Annotated in this window: 17 protein-coding genes; 1 reads left to right on the plus strand and 16 read right to left on the minus strand. The window is 34.9% G+C overall.

Translation table 11 applies throughout. From position 1 onward, the window contains the following. Nucleotides 1-257 precede the first annotated feature (257 nt). The gene (locus CD128_RS10655; RefSeq protein ID WP_167797484.1) at nt 258-1,499 is read right to left on the minus strand and encodes an acetylornithine deacetylase; all 1,242 of its coding nucleotides are present in this window, start codon (nt 1,497-1,499) and stop codon (nt 258-260) included. A 255-nt stretch (nt 1,500-1,754) separates the two neighbouring features. Continuing rightward, nucleotides 1,755-2,450, minus strand: a complete 696-nt coding sequence (locus CD128_RS10660) for an SDR family oxidoreductase (RefSeq protein ID WP_103329877.1) — start codon at nt 2,448-2,450, stop codon at nt 1,755-1,757. Between the two features lie 185 nt (nt 2,451-2,635). On the opposite strand from CD128_RS10660, the gene CD128_RS10665 reads away from it, so the two are divergent. Continuing rightward, nucleotides 2,636-2,905 (plus strand): DUF1413 domain-containing protein, encoded by a 270-nt coding sequence (locus tag CD128_RS10665; RefSeq protein ID WP_103329878.1) that lies wholly within the window; start codon nt 2,636-2,638, stop codon nt 2,903-2,905. A 157-nt stretch (nt 2,906-3,062) separates the two neighbouring features. Here CD128_RS10665 and CD128_RS10670 read toward each other — a convergent pair whose 3' ends face one another. The 14 genes from CD128_RS10670 to CD128_RS11920 all read right to left on the minus strand — a co-directional run bounded on the left by CD128_RS10670 (nt 3,063) and on the right by CD128_RS11920 (nt 18,219). Then, nucleotides 3,063-3,254 carry a hypothetical protein gene (locus CD128_RS10670; RefSeq protein ID WP_103298412.1) on the minus strand — a complete coding sequence of 64 codons (192 nt, stop codon included), beginning with the start codon at nt 3,252-3,254 and terminating at the stop codon, nt 3,063-3,065. Between the two features lie 402 nt (nt 3,255-3,656). Then, a complete protein-coding gene (locus tag CD128_RS10675; RefSeq protein WP_103329879.1) occupies nt 3,657-6,524 on the minus strand; it encodes a DEAD/DEAH box helicase in 2,868 nt (955 codons plus the stop codon). Next, nucleotides 6,524-6,919 carry a (deoxy)nucleoside triphosphate pyrophosphohydrolase gene (locus CD128_RS10680; protein ID WP_103329880.1) on the minus strand — a complete coding sequence of 132 codons (396 nt, stop codon included), beginning with the start codon at nt 6,917-6,919 and terminating at the stop codon, nt 6,524-6,526. Before CD128_RS10680 ends, CD128_RS10675 begins: the two co-directional genes overlap by 1 nt. A gap of 552 nt (nt 6,920-7,471) precedes the next feature. Next, nucleotides 7,472-8,338 (minus strand): UTP--glucose-1-phosphate uridylyltransferase GalU, encoded by an 867-nt coding sequence (gene galU / locus CD128_RS10685; protein WP_103329881.1) that lies wholly within the window; start codon nt 8,336-8,338, stop codon nt 7,472-7,474. Nucleotides 8,339-8,599: 261 nt separating this feature from the next. Next, nucleotides 8,600-9,958, minus strand: coding sequence for a gluconate:H+ symporter (locus tag CD128_RS10690; protein ID WP_103329882.1), 1,359 nt, complete (start codon nt 9,956-9,958; stop codon nt 8,600-8,602). Between the two features lie 40 nt (nt 9,959-9,998). Then, complete coding sequence (gntK, locus tag CD128_RS10695; RefSeq protein WP_103329883.1) at nt 9,999-11,537, minus strand: gluconokinase; 1,539 nt, start codon at nt 11,535-11,537, stop codon at nt 9,999-10,001. 22 nt (nt 11,538-11,559) lie between these two features. Next, nucleotides 11,560-12,240 carry a GntR family transcriptional regulator gene (locus CD128_RS10700; RefSeq protein WP_103329884.1) on the minus strand — a complete coding sequence of 227 codons (681 nt, stop codon included), beginning with the start codon at nt 12,238-12,240 and terminating at the stop codon, nt 11,560-11,562. Nucleotides 12,241-12,377: 137 nt separating this feature from the next. Then, entirely contained in the window at nt 12,378-13,100 is a 723-nt protein-coding gene (locus tag CD128_RS10705) for a MerR family transcriptional regulator (protein ID WP_103329885.1), read from the minus strand. A gap of 96 nt (nt 13,101-13,196) precedes the next feature. After that, the gene (locus tag CD128_RS10710) at nt 13,197-14,069 is read right to left on the minus strand and encodes an alpha/beta fold hydrolase (protein ID WP_103329886.1); all 873 of its coding nucleotides are present in this window, start codon (nt 14,067-14,069) and stop codon (nt 13,197-13,199) included. A 95-nt stretch (nt 14,070-14,164) separates the two neighbouring features. Continuing rightward, entirely contained in the window at nt 14,165-14,869 is a 705-nt protein-coding gene (locus CD128_RS10715) for a GTP pyrophosphokinase (protein WP_103329887.1), read from the minus strand. A 184-nt stretch (nt 14,870-15,053) separates the two neighbouring features. Next, on the minus strand, nt 15,054-15,467 hold the full coding sequence (locus tag CD128_RS10720) for a DUF2188 domain-containing protein (protein ID WP_103329888.1): 414 nt from the start codon (nt 15,465-15,467) through the stop codon (nt 15,054-15,056). 75 nt (nt 15,468-15,542) lie between these two features. Beyond that, nucleotides 15,543-17,480 (minus strand): FUSC family protein, encoded by a 1,938-nt coding sequence (locus tag CD128_RS10725; RefSeq protein ID WP_103329889.1) that lies wholly within the window; start codon nt 17,478-17,480, stop codon nt 15,543-15,545. Between the two features lie 124 nt (nt 17,481-17,604). Further along, complete coding sequence (locus CD128_RS10730; RefSeq protein WP_103329890.1) at nt 17,605-17,889, minus strand: putative quinol monooxygenase; 285 nt, start codon at nt 17,887-17,889, stop codon at nt 17,605-17,607. 234 nt (nt 17,890-18,123) lie between these two features. Further along, the gene (locus CD128_RS11920; protein ID WP_135350990.1) at nt 18,124-18,219 is read right to left on the minus strand and encodes a type I toxin-antitoxin system Fst family toxin; all 96 of its coding nucleotides are present in this window, start codon (nt 18,217-18,219) and stop codon (nt 18,124-18,126) included. Nucleotides 18,220-18,866: the final 647 nt, after the last annotated feature.

An 18,866-nucleotide genomic window follows, 5' to 3' on the forward strand; every position in this document is an offset into this window, starting at 1 on the left:
GCAACAACACTCATAGCTCATCTCTAGAATTTCTTACATAAGTGCAAAGCACTTATGTTCATTAATAATTATCATAGGAGTCTCCGCATCTACACTTCGTTATCTATCTTAGAACTACTTACTTAAGCGTGTAAGCACTTAAGTTCATTAAATTACTGTTTCCTCGAGCATCACACAACCTCATATGTTGGCTAGCTTTAGAATATCCTAATTTTGCATACTAACTTTTTAAAAACACTATATATAATTCTTCAACTCTATTTTTCTGGATGGTCATACCAATGGTTGAGGAATGTGTAGAGTACGTCGCTATAGGTACTTAACTCATCTGCTTCTATTTTTTCATCTACGCTATGGGCTTCTTCTAAGCTACCGGGTCCATACAATATCGTTGGTATCCCAAAATGGGCTGTCCAACCGCCATCTGTTACTGTTGTACTCATACCATGCTCCATGTCACTTCCATGAACATGACGATGCGCCTCTTGTAATTGTTTAAATCCAGGGTGATCTAAAGGAATCGTGAAACTAGGGAAGATTTCACCTTTGTCTTCAATCATAGATTCACCGCCCCATTCAAATTGTAATGGGTTCTCACGAAGCCAAATATCCGCTTCTGATACACGGTTCAAGTAATCTTCAATTTCAGCGACAACCTCTTCATAACTTTCATTAGGTAAATAATGTACCGTTATCCATAAACGACATTCGTCCGCTATAAACGCTGGATGACGTCCTCCTTCAATGACAGCAGGGTTAATCGTATTCGCACCCGGTGGCATACCAGGACTGTGTTTCATGACTGCCCAATGTTGTTCTAATTCATTCAACGCTTGAATAATTTTCATCATCTTTTCAATCGCACTCGCACCAAATAATCCACCACCTGCATGAATCGTTTGACTACGTGCGCCGTCATGAATCGTATTCTTACTTTTCACTGTAATCCAACCAGTGATTACGCCACCTTGCCCTAGTGCCATATTCTCACTTGTATCTAACACCAACGCTAAATCAGCTTTAGGTCCTATTTCACATGCCAATTTCGTACCCGCTTCGCCGACCTCTTCACCTACGACCGATTGCACAATAATATCACCTTTAGGCTGGCGACCTTCTTGATGTAACTTTTCAAGAACATAAAATAACGATGCCATACCGCCCTTCATATCACTCACACCGCGACCATATAACCAGCCCTCGTGCTCAGTGAGTTGAAACGGCGGATACTCCCAATTCGAGTCATCCTCCACAGATGCCACATCCACATGACCATTCAAGATTAATTTCGGCGCCTCAGAATCCTCACCCTTCAACGTCGCCACAATCACACTATCATTATCATACAGACGCTCACGCTGAATATCGAAACCTAAATCACGCAACAACTGCTCAATCTCCTCCTGCAACGGATCCGTATTACGCCCCGGCGGACTCTCCGTATTAAATCGCACCAATAAATCCAATAACTCATAAAGACGTTGTTCCATCTCAGCCACTCCTTCTTTGAAAATGAATACCCTATTACTGCCCTTCACCCTAAGTGTATCATTTCATCACATCACATTCCGCACATAAACAAAAAGGGAGCGAGACAGAAATTAAAATAATTTCGTCGTCTCGCCCCGGCAAGGATAACTAGAATTGAAAAAGCTTAATATAAGTGCATTTCAATTCAGTTAGCTACTGCCAAAATGCTAACAAAGCCTGAGACATTTTATTTTGGCTCAGTCTTCTCCTTATATCATATTATATTAAACAGGTCGCACTGTAATTTCGTTCACGTTCACATGGTCAGGCTGTGTTAAAGCATAAACCACCGCGTCAGCAATGTTTTCAGGGTACAATTTCTTACGTCCACCAAAGTCCGTATTCTCTGTCATAGGCGTCGCCACCATGCCAGGATGGATGCTTGTCGTTTTGATACCTGTACGTGCAAGCTCTTTTTCTAAACCGTTGAATATCATTAATGCCGCTGACTTAGTTGCACTATATAGTGTACTCTCTTTAGACACTTCAGTCGCTGAAACAGAAGCTAAGTTAACTAAATGACCTGAGCCTTGTTCTTCAAATTTAGGTAAGACGGCATGTACGCCATATAATAACCCTTTGATGTTTGTATCAATCATCGCTTCCCATTCGTCTAAATCATATTTCATAATACGCGCTGACGTATTGATACCGGCACAGTTCACGTAGAAATCAACTTTGCCGAATTTTGCAATCGCATTTTCCACTAAAGCGTCTACGTCATCTTTGAATTTCACATTCGTTGGCGTGATTAGGAAGTCGCCTTCGTTCATATCTTTAGCTACTTCTTTTAGTTTCTCATCGCTACGCCCAGCTAGTACAACTTTTACGCCTTCTTTCGCAAGTGTTTTAGCGATAGTAGCGCCAATGCCACTGCTTGCGCCAGTCACAATTGCGACACGTTCTTTTAATTCTGTCATGTTTACGTCACCCTTTTTTCTAGTTTCATTGATTACCTTTCCTAAATTTTTAAATCCTAAACTCACTTATACTATTCTTTTTGAAAATTCTCAGAGAAAATTACTCGAGTAATTGTAAAAAACATAAAAACGTAATAAAGTTAATGTATGGCAAAGTATTGGGCATATAGTTAGGAGGACATTCCATGAATTTTGAAGAACGTATTCAAGCGTTACGTGCTGACAAAAGTAGAACAAGTTTTTCATTCCGTTTCGAAGAATTATATACTGAAGAAGAATGGTTAGGCATGTCAGTGAAGCAACGTACACGTCAAGAAAGAGAATTTAATTTACGACTTGATCGTATTCCAAATGTGAGAATGCCATTTGCAAGTGAAGATGGAATTAAAGTCAAGTTATACAATCAAGTGTACGATTATAACGAAGTTAAGAAGAATTTCAAAGAACAATTTTAAATCATTATAAACTAGAAGCCCGTGTCTCACTTGGTAAGACACGGGCTTTCAACACATTATTCCAGAATGATTAGGGGTATATTTATGGTTATGCCCTCGTTTGCTCACCCGAGGGCATAGTCTGTATGAATGTATAGGAGGTCATTCAATTTTGGTGTTAGTTTGTGACTAATGATTTACGTTCGAGTCCGTAGTAATAAAGGCGTTCGGCATCAATGTATGGAATAGAGTCGATCGTTAAGTAGCCATCTTTAATATCACCGATCATTCCTTGGTTAACGCCAGTTTTCAAATAAATTTCATAACTACCTTCATCAGAAAAGATAACTTCTTCAATTACTTTTCTCATTAGTATCACTCCCATTAATTATTACTCATTCCTTACATTCTTAATAATACACCCTTTTAAAAATTTTTAAAGCATTTTGTGATAATTTTCACAAATAGTTCATTTTTTTGAAAATAAAACCTACTAAACATTTTTATGTATATTGTAAGTAGTTAAAGATATAAATTTATATATCAATTTTTAAATGGATTTATCGTTTCACTTTTGTTTAGGCGCTTTCCAGGGATGCCGTCTCAGCCAGAATGACCTCATAGGTTAACCTATGGGTCATTCTAAGGTCTTCTGACGTCACTGCTTCCCTAGGAGTCGCCTAACAACGCTCCACTTATCCATTTTAAAAATAAAAAAGCACTTTGATATCTTTTAAATAATTCAAAGTGCTAATCTTTCTATTCAAAATAACTATTCTTCTACAATATATCTATAAATATCATCTCTTATTGGAGATTTCATAGCCAAATTCATAGTAACTACTCTATCGCCAATATCTCTACTTTCTTCTTTAGCAGTGCCTTCAATATACTCAGCTTCTCCTAGATAATAATGTAATGTTCCTTCAGCGTCGCTTTTCTTCACAAAGATATAAATATTTTTATTCATTTCTTTATGGTGTATTATATCTTTAATTTCACTACTTTTTAAAGAAGCATTAGATCTTGAAACCCAAGCTAATTCATCTTGACTTAAGAAATGATCTTCATATTTAATATTATCATCAATATCTTCAGACTTTTTATAAGTTATAAATACAGGAATAAAATTATCTAATACTCTATATCCATAAATATTATTGCTCATATTTTTTTCATCATTTCGCCAGTTTACTAACTTAAGAAAATCTAATCTTGAATATTGATTATATAAAATTAAATCATTTCCACCTTCTTGGAACTTATTATTATAATATCTTGCGACTGCAATAATATCATCAACATAAGCTTTATAATCTTTATTTTCAAGATAACATTTAAATGTCTCACTTAATGAAATAATATTATTATACTCTACTATTGGATTTCCATATCTTGTTTGTTCATTTTTACCAAAGTAACTTAATGACAATATTTTCAAAGAAGTATTGATATCTTTTTTATTAATAAATTCTAATTGAGCACATAATTGATCAAATGTTGTATCTCTCTCAATTATTTTTTCTAACACTAAATAATCTGAGCTTTTTAATCCTGGCAAAATTTCACGCGATAAGAATGTTAAATTTTTAATTACATCTTCACTAAATTGTTGTTCAGTATAATCATATTTTCTTAAAAACAAAAAATAATTTCCAAACTCATTTTTTGAGAGTATAACTTTTGGATCTATAGAATTTTGTTCAATGAAATCTATAAGCATTGGTGTTTTGCCAATTCTTTCTTTTACCTTTTTAAATGCTTCTTTAATGATCTGCATACTATTTAGTGTTGCTTTATCGATCGCTTCATAGATTTTCTTTTTAGCAATTTCTTCAAAATTTATAGTCGATACTCCTACTAATTGATTAGGATTAGTCATAAACCTACGATAATCATCTTTGTTTTGCGATTGATTGTCTGAAAGAGCAATTGGAATGAGATAGTTATTTTTGTAGTTTCCTATAAAATCAATAATCGTCACAAATTCTTTATTAGAGCTTTTTCTAAGTCCTCTACCCAATTGTTGGATAAATATTATGCTAGATTGAGTGCTTCTTAACATAACAATTTGATTAACTTCTGGAATATCAATACCTTCATTAAATAAATCAACAACTACTATATAGTTAATTGAACCTTCCACTAATTCTCCAATGATTTTTAATCTTTTATTTTGACTATCTGTGCCTATTAACGATTTACTTGGAAGACCTCTTAAAGTTAATTTTTGAGCTATTTCTATGGCTTCTTCTTTTCTACTCACAAAAATTAAGCCTTTTAACTCCTCGCCTGAATAACCATAATAATTTGTTTTATTGATAATATGATCTATTCTTTCCTCTGCAACTAATTCTCTTAAATCTGATAACTCATTTTTTTCAACACCATTATGTACATAATCTGTTACTCCAAAATAATGGAAAGGACATAATATATCACTTTCTAAAGCTTTAGGTAACCTAATTTCATATGCTACATTATTATCAAATAGTTCAAAAATATTGCCTTCATCTGTTCTTTCTGGTGTAGCTGTCATTCCTAACATAAAATCAGGTGTAAAATAATTAAAGATGGTTTGATAAGTTCTTGCAGCTGTTCTATGCGCTTCATCAAATACTATGTAATCAAATTCGTCTTTACGGAATGAATTGTAATTATCTTCTTTCGATAATGTTTGAATAGTTGCAAAAACGTATTTTGCATTGGAATTTTTTTCATTCCCTGTATAAAGTCCGAACTCATCTTCATTTTCATGAGGTAAAACTTTTTTAAATTCTTCCTTTGCTTTTTTCAGAATACCTTCATTGTGAACTATAAATAAAAACTTTTTGGGAGCATAATTTCTGACATCCAAAGCACATAATATCGTTTTCCCTGTACCTGTAGCTGAAATAACTAACCCTTTATGTTCATCAGCTTCTCTAAGTTTTTTTAAACCCATAAGTGCTTCTTCTTGCATTAAGTTCGGTTTTATTTCATTTGAATTAGCAAACTTTTCAAGTTTTTTATTATGTTCTTTATTTAATTCTAAAAAGTCTCTATATATTTTTGATTCAAAACTCTCTTCATATTCCTTTATCCAATTAATATTCAATGGGGCACTATTTCCCCAAAGATCCTCAAATTGATTTTTTACATTATAAATCAAATCCCCATTTTTATGGGTAGATAACATAACATTATGTTCATAATTGATTTTTAATGCTGTTGAAGTTAGATTTGAACTTCCGATAATCATTGAAGAGTAGTTTTCATGCTCAAAAATATATCCCTTAGCGTGAAATCCTGATATATCAGTTAAACGTACCTCTACATTTTCGAGTTTCAATAATTCTTTATACATCTTAGGCGTGTTAAACCCTAAATAATTAGAAGTAATAATTCTTCCTTTTACTCCTCGCTCGTTTAAATCACTCAATACAGCTTTTATACTAGCTAAACCACTTTCTGTAATAAAAGCTACAGAAATATAAAAACTAATACATTTTTCTAATTCATTGATTATTGATGAAAGTATATTTTGATTATTACTATTATTAAGTAATTTAGGATTCATGTTTCCTTCATGGGTAATATTTTTATCAATAAATCCTTTATTTAAAGATTGTTGAAGATTTGAAAGTACCTTTTCTTCCATTATTTTACTTCTCCTACAATTATATCTACTGCTGGTATGTCAGCTGGAGCCCATTCCAATGTTTTTAATTCATTTATTGGCAACCATTTAATTGCTTTATGTTCAGTCAAAGTAGGAAGTTCATTATTTAGTTTACATTTATAGGTCGTTAATCTAACAATTCCAAATTCATATTCGTGTTCGGTAGTAGTTACTTTATCTTCCACACTTAAATTACATTTCATTTCTTCTTTGATTTCTCTAATTAAGGCTTCTTTTTCTGTTTCCCCTTTTTCAATTTTACCTCCAGGGAATTCCCACATTAATGGAAGACTCATATTTCCACTACGTTGAGCACATAATACTTTATCTTCATTAAAAATAATTGCACCCACAACATTTATAATTTTTTTCATTATAAGCACCCTTTACTAGTTAATACTTTAATTTTATCAAATTCATTTTTTTCATCAATAATACGTTAATTATTGAAATAGTTTAAAAAGTGATATTTTTGGTCAAGGATTTGCTATTAAGTGGGGTATTTTAATTAATTTTTATATATTATAATTTATGTATATTAGATTTCGATCTAATATGAAGTGAAGGATTTATATTTTAGTGGGATTGATGCATAGGTATTAACTCCCTGAAGGCTCATCTTAGCGGAAAATGAGATGGGCCTTTTATTTTATTTGAATTTGCATCAATAATATTTTCATAGTAAAATAAAAGTATAAAAATACACCTATCGTTTTTGGAAAGGGCACTAGGTGGAAAAACTAAGCAACATATTTTGAGGCTCAACTCAAAACTTATGTTTTCTACAAATAGCTTATTTTATTAAGTGCTCATCTTAGGCCATTATAAGATAAGCTATTTTTATGCCATTATTTAGCAAAAGAAAGCCTAAGATCTTTAATGTTATTTTAAGAGTCTTAGGCTTTCTTGATGTATTAAATTATTATTTATAGACCTAGTTCTTTAATGAAGTGGATGAGTTCGTCTTTCATTTTTGGGTCTTTTAGTGCGTATTCGATGGTTGTTTTGACGAAGCCGAGTTTTTCTCCAACATCGTAACGATCTCCATCGAAGTCATAGGCGTAGACTTGGATATCGGTGTTCATACGCTCAATGGCGTCGGTTAATTGAATTTCATTGCCGGCGCCTTCTTTTTGTGTTTTGAGGTATTCAAAGATTTCTGGTGTTAAAATGTAACGTCCCATGATTGCTAGGTTTGATGGTGCTGTGCCTTGAGCTGGTTTCTCAACAAATTGTTTAACTTGGTAGCGACGGCCTTCTTTTTCTAAAGGATCAATAATACCATAGCGATGCGTCACATTCTCTGGTACTTCTTGAACGCCAATCACTGAGTGGCCTGTTTCTTCATATACGTTCATTAATTGTTTGATAGCGGGTTCATCTGATTCTACGATATCATCACCTAGAAGTACCGCAAATGGCTCATCACCGATAAATTGACGTGCAGTATAGATAGCGTGGCCTAACCCTTTTTGTTCTTTTTGACGTACATAAAAGATGTTAGCTAAATCTGTTGAATAGTGAACTTTTTCAAGTAGGTCTGTTTTCCCTTTTTCTTCAAGTACCATTTCTAATTCTTTTTGATTATCGAAGTGGTCTTCAATCGCACGTTTATGTTTACCGGTTACTATAATAATATCTTCAATTCCTGCGCGAGAGGCTTCTTCCACTATATATTGAATGGTTGGTTTGTCTAAGATAGGAAGCATTTCCTTAGGCATCGCTTTTGTTGCTGGTAAAAATCTTGTTCCTAAACCAGCGGCCGGTATGATAGCTTTTTTAATCTGTTTCAAACTCAAGTAACTCCTTTGCACATTCTGTCTTTTATATCATTTGTTAGTTTATCATTCTTTGGAATTCTTTCCTAGCAATAGCTTGTTTAATTTAACCATGGGTGGTACAAGTACTACTCCAGTAGTGCCATTTATGGTAAAGTTTACTATTTAATTACTAAACGTTTTTCAAACTAATATTTATGTTGTTTGTAGAGAAATTTAAAGGTTGAACTATTAAAAACACTCACCTTTTGTGGTGAGTGTTTTTATGGATAATTTTTATACAAATAAGCTAATGAATAGAATGAAGATTATTCCTGATACTGAGATGATGGTTTCGAGTAGTGACCAAGTTAGGAATGTTTCTTTGATTGTTAGGCCGAAGTATTCTCTGAACATCCAGAAGCCGGCGTCGTTTACGTGTGATAGGATAACGCTTCCTGCGCCAATTGCGAGTACAACAAGTGCGACGTTGACGTCTGAGTGTTGTAATAATGGTAAGACGATACCTGTTGTTGAGATGGCTGCTACGGTTGCTGAGCCTAATGCGATACGTAATACGGCTGCGACAATCCATGCAAGTAAGATTGGTGACATTGTTGAACCTTCGAACATTTTCGCAATTGTATCACCTACGCCACCGTCGATAAGTACTTGTTTGAATGTACCGCCACCACCGATGATGAGGATCATCATGCCGATTGGGTAAATGGCATCTGTGACTGATTTCATGATATCATCCATTTTTCTACCGCGATGTAAGCCCATTGAGAAGATGGCAAAGATGACTGAAATTAACATTGCCGTACCAGCTGTACCAATGAAGTAAATGATTTGTTCAAATAAAGTTTTAGCTTCTTGGTGGCCCGTAATTAATTGAACGATTGTTGAAAGTAACATTAAAAGAACGGGTAAGATTGCTGTAAAGATACTTAAACCGAATCCAGGCATTTCAGAGTCTTTAAATTCTTTTTGTGAGCCTAAAGCTGAAATGTCGCCTTCGCGTGTATAAGCGGAAGGAATGATTTTTTGTGCTACTTTATTGAAGATTGGTCCAGCGATGATAGTGACTGGAATAGCGATAATGATACCAAATAATAATACTTGTCCTACGTTGGCTTTTAATTCTTTAGCGATAACAACCGGTCCTGGATGTGGTGGTAAGAAACCGTGTGTGACTGATAAAGCTGTCACCATTGGTAAGCCAAGTTTCAGTGGTGATACTTTCGCACGTTTTGCGATAGTGAATACTAATGGTATTAATAATACTAATCCAACTTCGAAGAATAGTGCGATACCAACGATAAAGGCTGCGACTAACATTGCCCACTGAACATTTTTCTGTCCGAATTTAGCGATTAATGTGTCTGCAATTCGGTTTGCGCCTCCGCCATCCGCTAGTAATTTACCTAGAATGGCACCAAGTCCAAAGATAAGTGCGATATGTCCGAGCGTACTGCCCATACCGGTTTCAATCGTACTCATGACTTTGTTTAATGGCATGCCTAATAGAATTGCTGTAACAACTGATGTAATGATTAATGAAATGAATGTATTTAATTTCAAGAAAATAATTAATGATAAGAGTAGTAATATCCCAATTACCACGCTAATAAGTGGCCAAATCTCTCCAAACATTGTAAGTCCTCCCTGTGTGTGTATGTTATGTTGTAATGTTTTAATTCATATGCTTACGTTGGAAATCTGCAATTTCTGCGTAGCGTTCTTCTAATGAACGGCTAAGATTAATAAAGATTGATACTAATTGTTGATATACTTTAACGGTTTCTTGGTTTGGCTTATGTGCGTTCGTTGTTCCTACCATCTTTTCAATAATAGAATAGTCCTCGATTTCGCCTAACGCTTTGAGACCTAAAACACATGCGCCAAGGCAAGAACTTTCATAGCTTTCTGGTACGATGAGATCAGTATCAAAGATGTCTGCCATCATTTGACGCCATACTTCACTCTTCGCGAAACCACCTGTTGCTTTAATCGTGCTAGGTGTTTCATTCATAACTTCAACTAATGCAAGATATACCGTGTAAAGGTTGTAAAGTACACCTTCTAAGGCTGCACGAATCATGTGTTCTTTCTGATGTGATAGGGTTAAGCCAAAGAATGAGCCACGTGCATCTGCATTCCAAAGTGGCGCACGTTCGCCAGCAAGATATGGATGGAAGATTAAACCTTCTGCGCCAGGTTTAACGCGACTCGCGATTTTTGTAAGTACATCGTATGGATCTACACCTAAGCGTTTGGCTGTTTCAACTTCACTTGCTAAGAGTTCATCTCGTAACCATCTCAAGATAACGCCACCGTTATTAACTGGTCCGCCAATAACGTAATGGTCTTCGTCTAACACGTAACAGAAGATACGACCTTTATAGTCAGTACGTGGTTTATTGATGACTGTGCGAATGGCGCCTGAAGTTCCGATTGTGACGGCAACTTCTCCTTTTTTAAAACTGTTAACGCCAAGATTTGAAAGTACGCCATCACTTGCGCCTACGACGATTGGGGTATTTTCATCAATGCCCATTAGTGTGGCATAACGTTTTTTCATACCTGTTAAGATATGCGTAGTTGGTACAAGTTTAGGTAATTGATCTCGTGAAATTCCTAATAGTTTGAGAGCTTCTTCATCCCAATCTAACTTTTCCAAATTAAACATGCCTGTCGCTGAAGCCATTGAATAATCGATGACATATTGTCCAAAGAGTTGATAAAAGATATATGTCTTAATGTCAGCGAACATTGCCGTTTGGTTATAAATCTCAGGTTGTTCATGTTTCATCCAGAAGATTTTAGATAAAGGTGACATAGGATGAATCGGCGTCCCTGTGCGTTGATAAATGTCATGACCGTTATGTTCTTGAGTGATGCGTTCAGCATATTTACTTGCGCGATTATCTGCCCAAGTGATGCTTTCTGTTAATCTTGAATGTTGCGCATCTAGAGCGACTAAGCTATGCATTTGTGCACTGAAAGAAATGAGTTTGATGTCTTCCTTCTTAACACCCGCTTCACGCACCACATATTTCACTGTCATTAACACAGCATCAAATAGCTCATCTGGGTTCTCTTCTGAAACATCTACGTTTGGCGTATGTAATGGATAGCCAATATTATGTTTCATAATAAATTGTCCATTCTCGTCATATAACACTGATTTCGTACTTGTGGTACCAATATCAACGCCAATCATGTATTTCATAGTATTCCTTCTTTCCTTCTATTTAGCGTAACCAGAAACTTTCGATATCTTTCCCAACGTCATCGAAATTTAAGTGAAACGCCTCTCTTAATTTATCTGAATCGTAATGCTCTATTGCTTCAATAAATACTTCGTGATTGCTGTGAATACGGTCAAAGTCTTCTTTGTTATGTGCCATACGCTCTCTCATTGAGAGCAAGACTAAAGATTCAATCACCGGTTTCAAATGGTTCCAGAATGTGAGTAAATATTGATGATTTGAAGCTTTAATCGTTGCTTCATGAAATTGCAAGTCATGTTGCGTAAAGGCTTCAGCATCTTCAAATTGTACAGATACTTTCATCATTTCAAGGTGCTTGCGCATTTCTTTGACTACAGGCGTACGATCAATATGTCTCATCTTTGAGAATGCGAACGACTCAAGCATAAGTCTCAAATCATATAGTTCTTTCTTTTCTTGTTCGCCGAATGAGAGTACTTTCGCACCCATGCGTTCAAGATGTATTAATTGATCAGTCTGTAATAATTTGAATGCATCGCGTACGGGAGAACGACTAACATCAAACTGTTTTGCGATTTGATTCTCAGTTAGTAACGTGTCACTTTCAATCTCGCCATTTACAATTTGTAAGCGAATTTCAGCAGCCACGCCTTCTCCTTTTGTCATCCCTCCAAGCCATTGTTCCGGATATCCTTGATTCACAGCACTCACCTCTCATTACTACTTTTCTTCAACTTGTATACAAGTATGTTAATATACTGAAAGTGTTTTTGCAAGCGCTTTCTTTTTGTGAAAATAAAACACCCTAGCTTATTAAAATCTAGGATGCAGTGTGCACCTTATTTATCATCGTTTGCTACTTCTATGCAATAATGTGTTTCATGACATTTTTGGCATTGAAGTTTGCGTGTTTTAGCTGTGTGTTTGGCTAAGATGAATGATTTCAATGATGGTTTAAAGATATGTTGGCAATTTGGACAAAGGAAAGAAATATTTTTGAAATAGAACGCTGTTAGTCCTACTGCATAAGTTACTAGAATTGGTAAAACTGCGACAAATGGTTTCGCTGAGCTTCTTAATAAGCTGATAACCAATCCTGAATATTGTACGATACCTATTATCCCTGCGCTAAGCCAAATTTTACCTTTTACTGCGTTAAGTTTTTCTGATTTTTTCATAACATTGTCTATGTCAGTTAAGTGATTGATTGAAGAACTTGATTGTTCTGAAATATATTGTTGTACCGAATTGATGTGCTTAAGCGTCTCAGATTGTTGATGCATATCTTGTTGAATATTTTCTTTATGAAGTTGAAGGATCATTTTCAACGTTTGTAAGTCGTTATCTTCATAAAGCAATGTTTTAATCTCGTCTAACGTACAGCCAAACTTTTTCAAGATTAATATCAGTTGGAGTTGATGTAGGTGTGTTTCTGTATAATAACGTCGGTTAGAGTCTTGATGACGTTTAGCTGTTAATAATCCTTTGCGATCGTAATATTGTAACGTTCTGATTGTGATGCCACTTTGTTTGGCAAGTTCTCCAATTGAATAATGTGACATAGCCTTCACCTCCTAGCTCTAACATAGCTAATGACGCTACGTCATGAGCAAGACATTTTCAAAAAAATTATAACAAGCAGTCTGCCTTCTGTCTTACTAAGATTCAATCCAGTCTTTAATATGGTCGATAATCCCTTCTGTACCATTGGGTAGCTTCTCTAGAACGGAAGGGAAATCAATATGTCCAATCCCCGGATAAAGAATACCCACTGTTTCGCCACCAAATTTCTTAAATTCTTCCATCGTTGCTTGGGAATCAGTGTAAGGTATCACATCATCATCTTCCCCTGCGATAAACAATAATTTAGGAAACTGTTTAATTGATTCAATATCAGGCATGTAATCTGCGCTCACCGTATAAATAAGATCGGTGATAATTGTCTTGAATGGTGCGACAAATGATAAGATACTTACACCATTTTCTTTTCGTGCATAAACTGTTTTCTTCAAAATGTATTGTGGCAAGTTTTTAATAGCTACAAGCTCATCTTTCAAATGTTCTCGTTTCTTATTCTTAGTAAATAAACGTGACACCATACTCGTATTAGGTGAAATCTTCGCTGCACTACTTAAATAGACTAAATGTGAAATGGGAAGTTTATTAAATTTTAATAAACGTGTACCAATCATACCGCCCATCGAGTAACCAATAACCATCATTTTTTCAATGTTATGTTCCTCTACAATTTGTTCTAGCACATCTTCAATACGTTCAACATAATCGTCTAAATTATGATGTTCTCGTTCAATTTTTGAACTTTTACCACGACTAGGACAATTGATAAATACCATTTTATAATCTCTAAAATAGGGCTCAAATAGTGTCATAATGCGATATGTCATTAATGCACCATGTAGAAATACAATTGTTTTATCTGTATCCATATTCCCTGCATATGCCACTTCGCTCTGTTCATTTTCATAATTTTTTAATTGATAAATTTGTGTCTTAAAATTTCGTTTATTCATAATCAACCTCAAAATTTAAAATAGTACCAATTAATTATTCTATCACAAATTTATCTATTCTAGGACATAATTAAAAGGGGTTCAATTTGAACCCCTTACTCCATTTCTCTATCCGATATTTCTGAATGAATAGCCTGCATTTTCGCTTCAATATCTGTAAGTTCAAGCGCACATTCTTTTAGTCTATCTTTATAATCTTCTGTATTTGTATTATTTTTATAGCGAATTTTATGTTCTAAACTTGCCCACATATCCATACCAATCGTACGAATTTGTATTTCAACTGGTGTGACTTCAACACGATCAGCTAAAAATACAGGGATTGAAACGACAAGATGTAAACTGCGATAGCCATTTTCTTTCGGTTGTTTAATATAATCTTTACGTTTTATTAGTTTAACGTCTTCTTGTTTTAATAACATCTTTTCAATAACATAAATATCTTCTAAGTAATTACATACGACACGAATACCAGCAATATCTAGAATATTCTCTTTTGCACTTTCTGCACTAACAGGTAAGTTTTTACGTTGTAATTTTTTGACTAAGCTATTCATTTCTTTAACACGACGTTCCATGTGATGAATTGGATTATGTTTATACACATGGTTAAAATTATCGTCTAAAATATCTAGTTTTGTACTTATTTCTTTTAAAGCAGATGAGTATAAATGGTCTAGTTCAACAAAACCAATTAATCGGTCAAATGCTTCGTCGCCATCTTTGAAATGATTTAAACTATCTTTAAATTCACTTCGTAATTCTTCTATATATAATGACGGTTTTCTTTCTACGTACATAGCGGTTGCCCCCTTGTTCCTTACCTTCCATTATATCGAATTACAAAATGAACTAAAACCGATAACCATCCCATTTAAACTAGGTAATTAGACCGAGAAACTAACGCAAGTGAATATCTATCTTAGAACCACTAAAAAATCCCAAACAAGGGGTTTGGCTTGTTTGGGATAGGTGGGTTAAATATTATTCATCTTTTTTGTGTTCGATGACTTTAGTGTTGCGGTTGTCGGCGATTTCTTGTGCACGTTTTTTCGCATCTTCTTTATTATCGAATGTGTCAGTGGCTTGTTTGGCGCCTTCTGTTTTCACTTTCCATTCGTTATCTTCATAATATACATGCACATTTTCTTCATTTAATTCTGGATTAGCTGAGTCATCTTTTTGATGTTGTGTTATATGTTTATTTTTTAGTTCATCAAGCTCATCTTGACTTGCATCTTTATACCAATCTTCAGCTTGTTTCGTTGCGATTGGTATAACGTCGCCTTCTTTATAGCCATCTTTTAACATTGCATTGCCGATATCAATTGCTTTTTTACGTTCAAGTTCATCAAAGTTTTTCCAAGTGTTTGGATAATCGTCCATTGTCCAAGGCATGGTATCACGCTCCTCTTATTTGTCTTAATTAGCTTTTACCATGTAGCTTGAAAATGAAACGCCATCAAACAAAGTCTATGATTGTGTAGCAGATGTTACTTCCATGTCGTCAACATCTTTACGTGTGGCGACACAATTGCTTTGTAACTTCATTAAAGCTGATTTTAAATAATTATACTGTGGTAAATCTGATAATTCTTTAACTTCCAAGCTGCTTTGAAGTTCGAAATGTTTCGCGACATTTTCAAATATTACTAAGTATTCTCCCATTTGTGCATCTGAAATATGTTGACGTTCCTTGTTTTGCATTGCACGCATTAACATAAAGTTAATTTCTTCTAATGCGAAGATACTTGGGTAATAGTAGCGTAAAACGTTTTTGTTTGAGAAGAGTTCCCCATTTGCTGAATTATAAATTTGAGTCATATTGCTCATATTAACGGATAAGTCGAAACTTTCTTTTTTCTCACGTTCGCTATCTTGGTATCCATTTTCAGAGAATAAATATTGAAAAATAACCGCTTCTTTACGTACAACTTCAGCAATCGTACGTGGTAACATCGCGGAAGCTGTTTGACGGTTAATGAGTAGAACACCTACGACGGCAATTACAATACCGATGAGCACATCAAATATTCGTGTATAGGCAATGGAAATAGATAGGTTGTGTGATGCTAGCCCGTTTAACAAGATAACTTGTGTCGTAATGAATATCACCGCGAAGGCATAATTAGAACCTACAAATGCCTCTGTAACCATTGCGGCTAAGCCCATAATAATTACTGCTACAACTAAATGTGGATTAAAGAATAGGATACCTGAGAGTAATAAGGTTCCTAAGATGGTACCTAAGCCACGTGCTACTGAGCGGTCTAACATACGACGTGTTGTCATGCCTAACATTACTGTATGCGCTGTTAATGGAATCCAATACGATTTCTGGATATTAAAGGCTAATGAGACAAATATAGCTACTCCTAAAATCACTGCATAGATGAGTGTATTTCTGAAAACGATAGAATCTAGTGTTAGATTATGCAGAATACGTTGACTGTATAAAGGCTTTCTAACGCTTGCTTGATGTTCGATTTGATTTGCATCTAAGTTTGCAATCTCATCAATTTTCAAGATATGTTGCAAGAGATTGTTATACTGCTCACTCACATTTACTTCTTTCGTCCAGTTCTCTCGTTTAGTACTACGACGGTATGCATTACGTATCGTCACATCCATCATATCAATTAAGTCTTGAGGTAATGGACGGATATCTTGTTCATGTAACTCAAGCAATTCAGAATAAATCCCTTGCGCTGATGTATGGAGTAATAATAAGCGTTGGAAACGTGAGTTTAACTTTGATTTAGCGCCTGCTGTGGCAGTAATTAATAATTCGTCTGAGTTTTTAAATGCTGTTACTGCAGATTGCGACACTTCTTTAAACTTTTCAGGATCATTAAAATGATGCATAAGTTCATGAATCATTTTAAAGTCGGCGGTAATCGCTCGATCTTCAACTTTCTGCTTTTGGAAAAGGATAATCAATAATACAACGAATGTTGCAAGAGCACCACCAATTAAAATAGCAAAACCACGAAATAGTGCTTGGTCAGGTGCGACAGGTAAGTTACTAGGTAAACAAAACGTTACTAAGAAGAAGGTAGAAGATGGGCCGGCAATCTTTAACGCACTAAAAATGTAAAACGGTATAACGGTTACAAGTAGTAACGTAAAACCGTATAGCACAGGTTGGGTTACCGTTAAGGTTCCGAGCATCATACAGATAGCAAATGAGATTGAACATAGAATCACGGTTCTTAGCATGGATTGTGGTGACCCTTTGAAAACATAAATATGCGCTAACGTCCCCGTTGATACCAATAGTCCGAAACTAAAATTTCCTAACATATAACCTACTAAGGCTGGAATAATCATGAGTAAGCCTTGGCGTAGGCCTTTCATCGGGTCAATCTTAGTCGTATCAAACGTTATAAGAGAATGTAATACATTTCCCAATGTTATCTTTCCTTTCTATCAAACATACATATCTATGATAACATTTTTTAATCTTTTACATTTCTACATTGTTTATATAAAAAACTTACCTAGTAAAGACTAGGTAAGTTAGTATTCATGAGATTTATTTTGTTTCAGCAACGTCAATGACAGGTTCTTCGGTAATGTACTTGCCGATATTTTCACTAAACACTCTAAAATGTTCTGAATGGTTATGTGTTTCAACTGCTTGTTGATCTTTATAATTCTCAACTACTACAAATGAATTACGTTCATCTACATCTTCGTAATGGCTATAGAATGTATTGCCTTCTTCTTGTCGAGAACTTTCTACTAACTTTTTCATTAAATCTAAATAGTCATCACGATAGTCCTCATTTACTTTTAGTTTGGCATTAATGATAATCATACAATCACCTTCGTTAATTAGATTTACTTTATTTTACCATTTATTTTAAATCACTAAACAGAGATAGCACTTATCATATTTATAATGTAGCATTTAATGCATTTGAGTTTATTTTGCATTTTTTCATAGGGTAATGTTATACTTTAATTAACAAGAATATCTGCATTTAATGCACCAACCCCCTCACTATGGCAGTAGTGAGGGGGTTTTTAATGGTGTGGCTTAGTCGCCTATTTACTTATCATCGCGTTTTCGTAGCCAATACGAGAATAATGCAACGATACAACCACTTATGACTGTGGTCACGATGTGAACAAGAATATCTGTCACTTAAGCACCTCCCCTCCACGTCTCAATTGACGCCTGAGAGATAGGCGACCTATATATTATAGCATTTTATTAAATTTTCTTAGCTAAACTTATACATCTGTAAGTCATTTTAAGGTAGATTACGAAATGTAGTTGTGAAGACTCCTATGTTGATTATTAATGAACATAAGTGCTATGCACTTATGTAAGAAATTCTAAAGATGAACTACGAATGACGTTGTGTGACCCTTGCGTTTTTTATTGAACACAACTGCAATTGCACTTGTGTAAGGCGTTCTAAGATAGATAACGAAACGTAGTTGAGTGACGCCTGAGGGATTTAAGTTTATTAATGAACGTAAGCATTCAAACACTTACGTAAGTAGTTCTAAGGTAGATTACGAAGTGTAGTTGTGAAGACTCCTAGTGGAAAAGAAAGAGCCTCAAGACTACAGGCTTGAGCCTTTCCCACAGGAAAGCGCAACAACTTAAACAAGTGAATATCTACCTAAGAACTACTTTACAAGACCAAGGCTCGACCCAGCCCCCTAGGCAAGCATCACAACAGAATGAGTGAATGTTCATCTAAGAATTTCTTTAGAAGACTACAGACTGAGACAGCACCCCAGGAACGCGAAACAACTTAAACGAGTGAATATCTATCTAAG

Origin of the sequence: Staphylococcus croceilyticus (assembly GCF_002902575.1) — a bacterium.
Classification (GTDB): Bacteria; Bacillota; Bacilli; order Staphylococcales; family Staphylococcaceae; genus Staphylococcus; species Staphylococcus croceilyticus.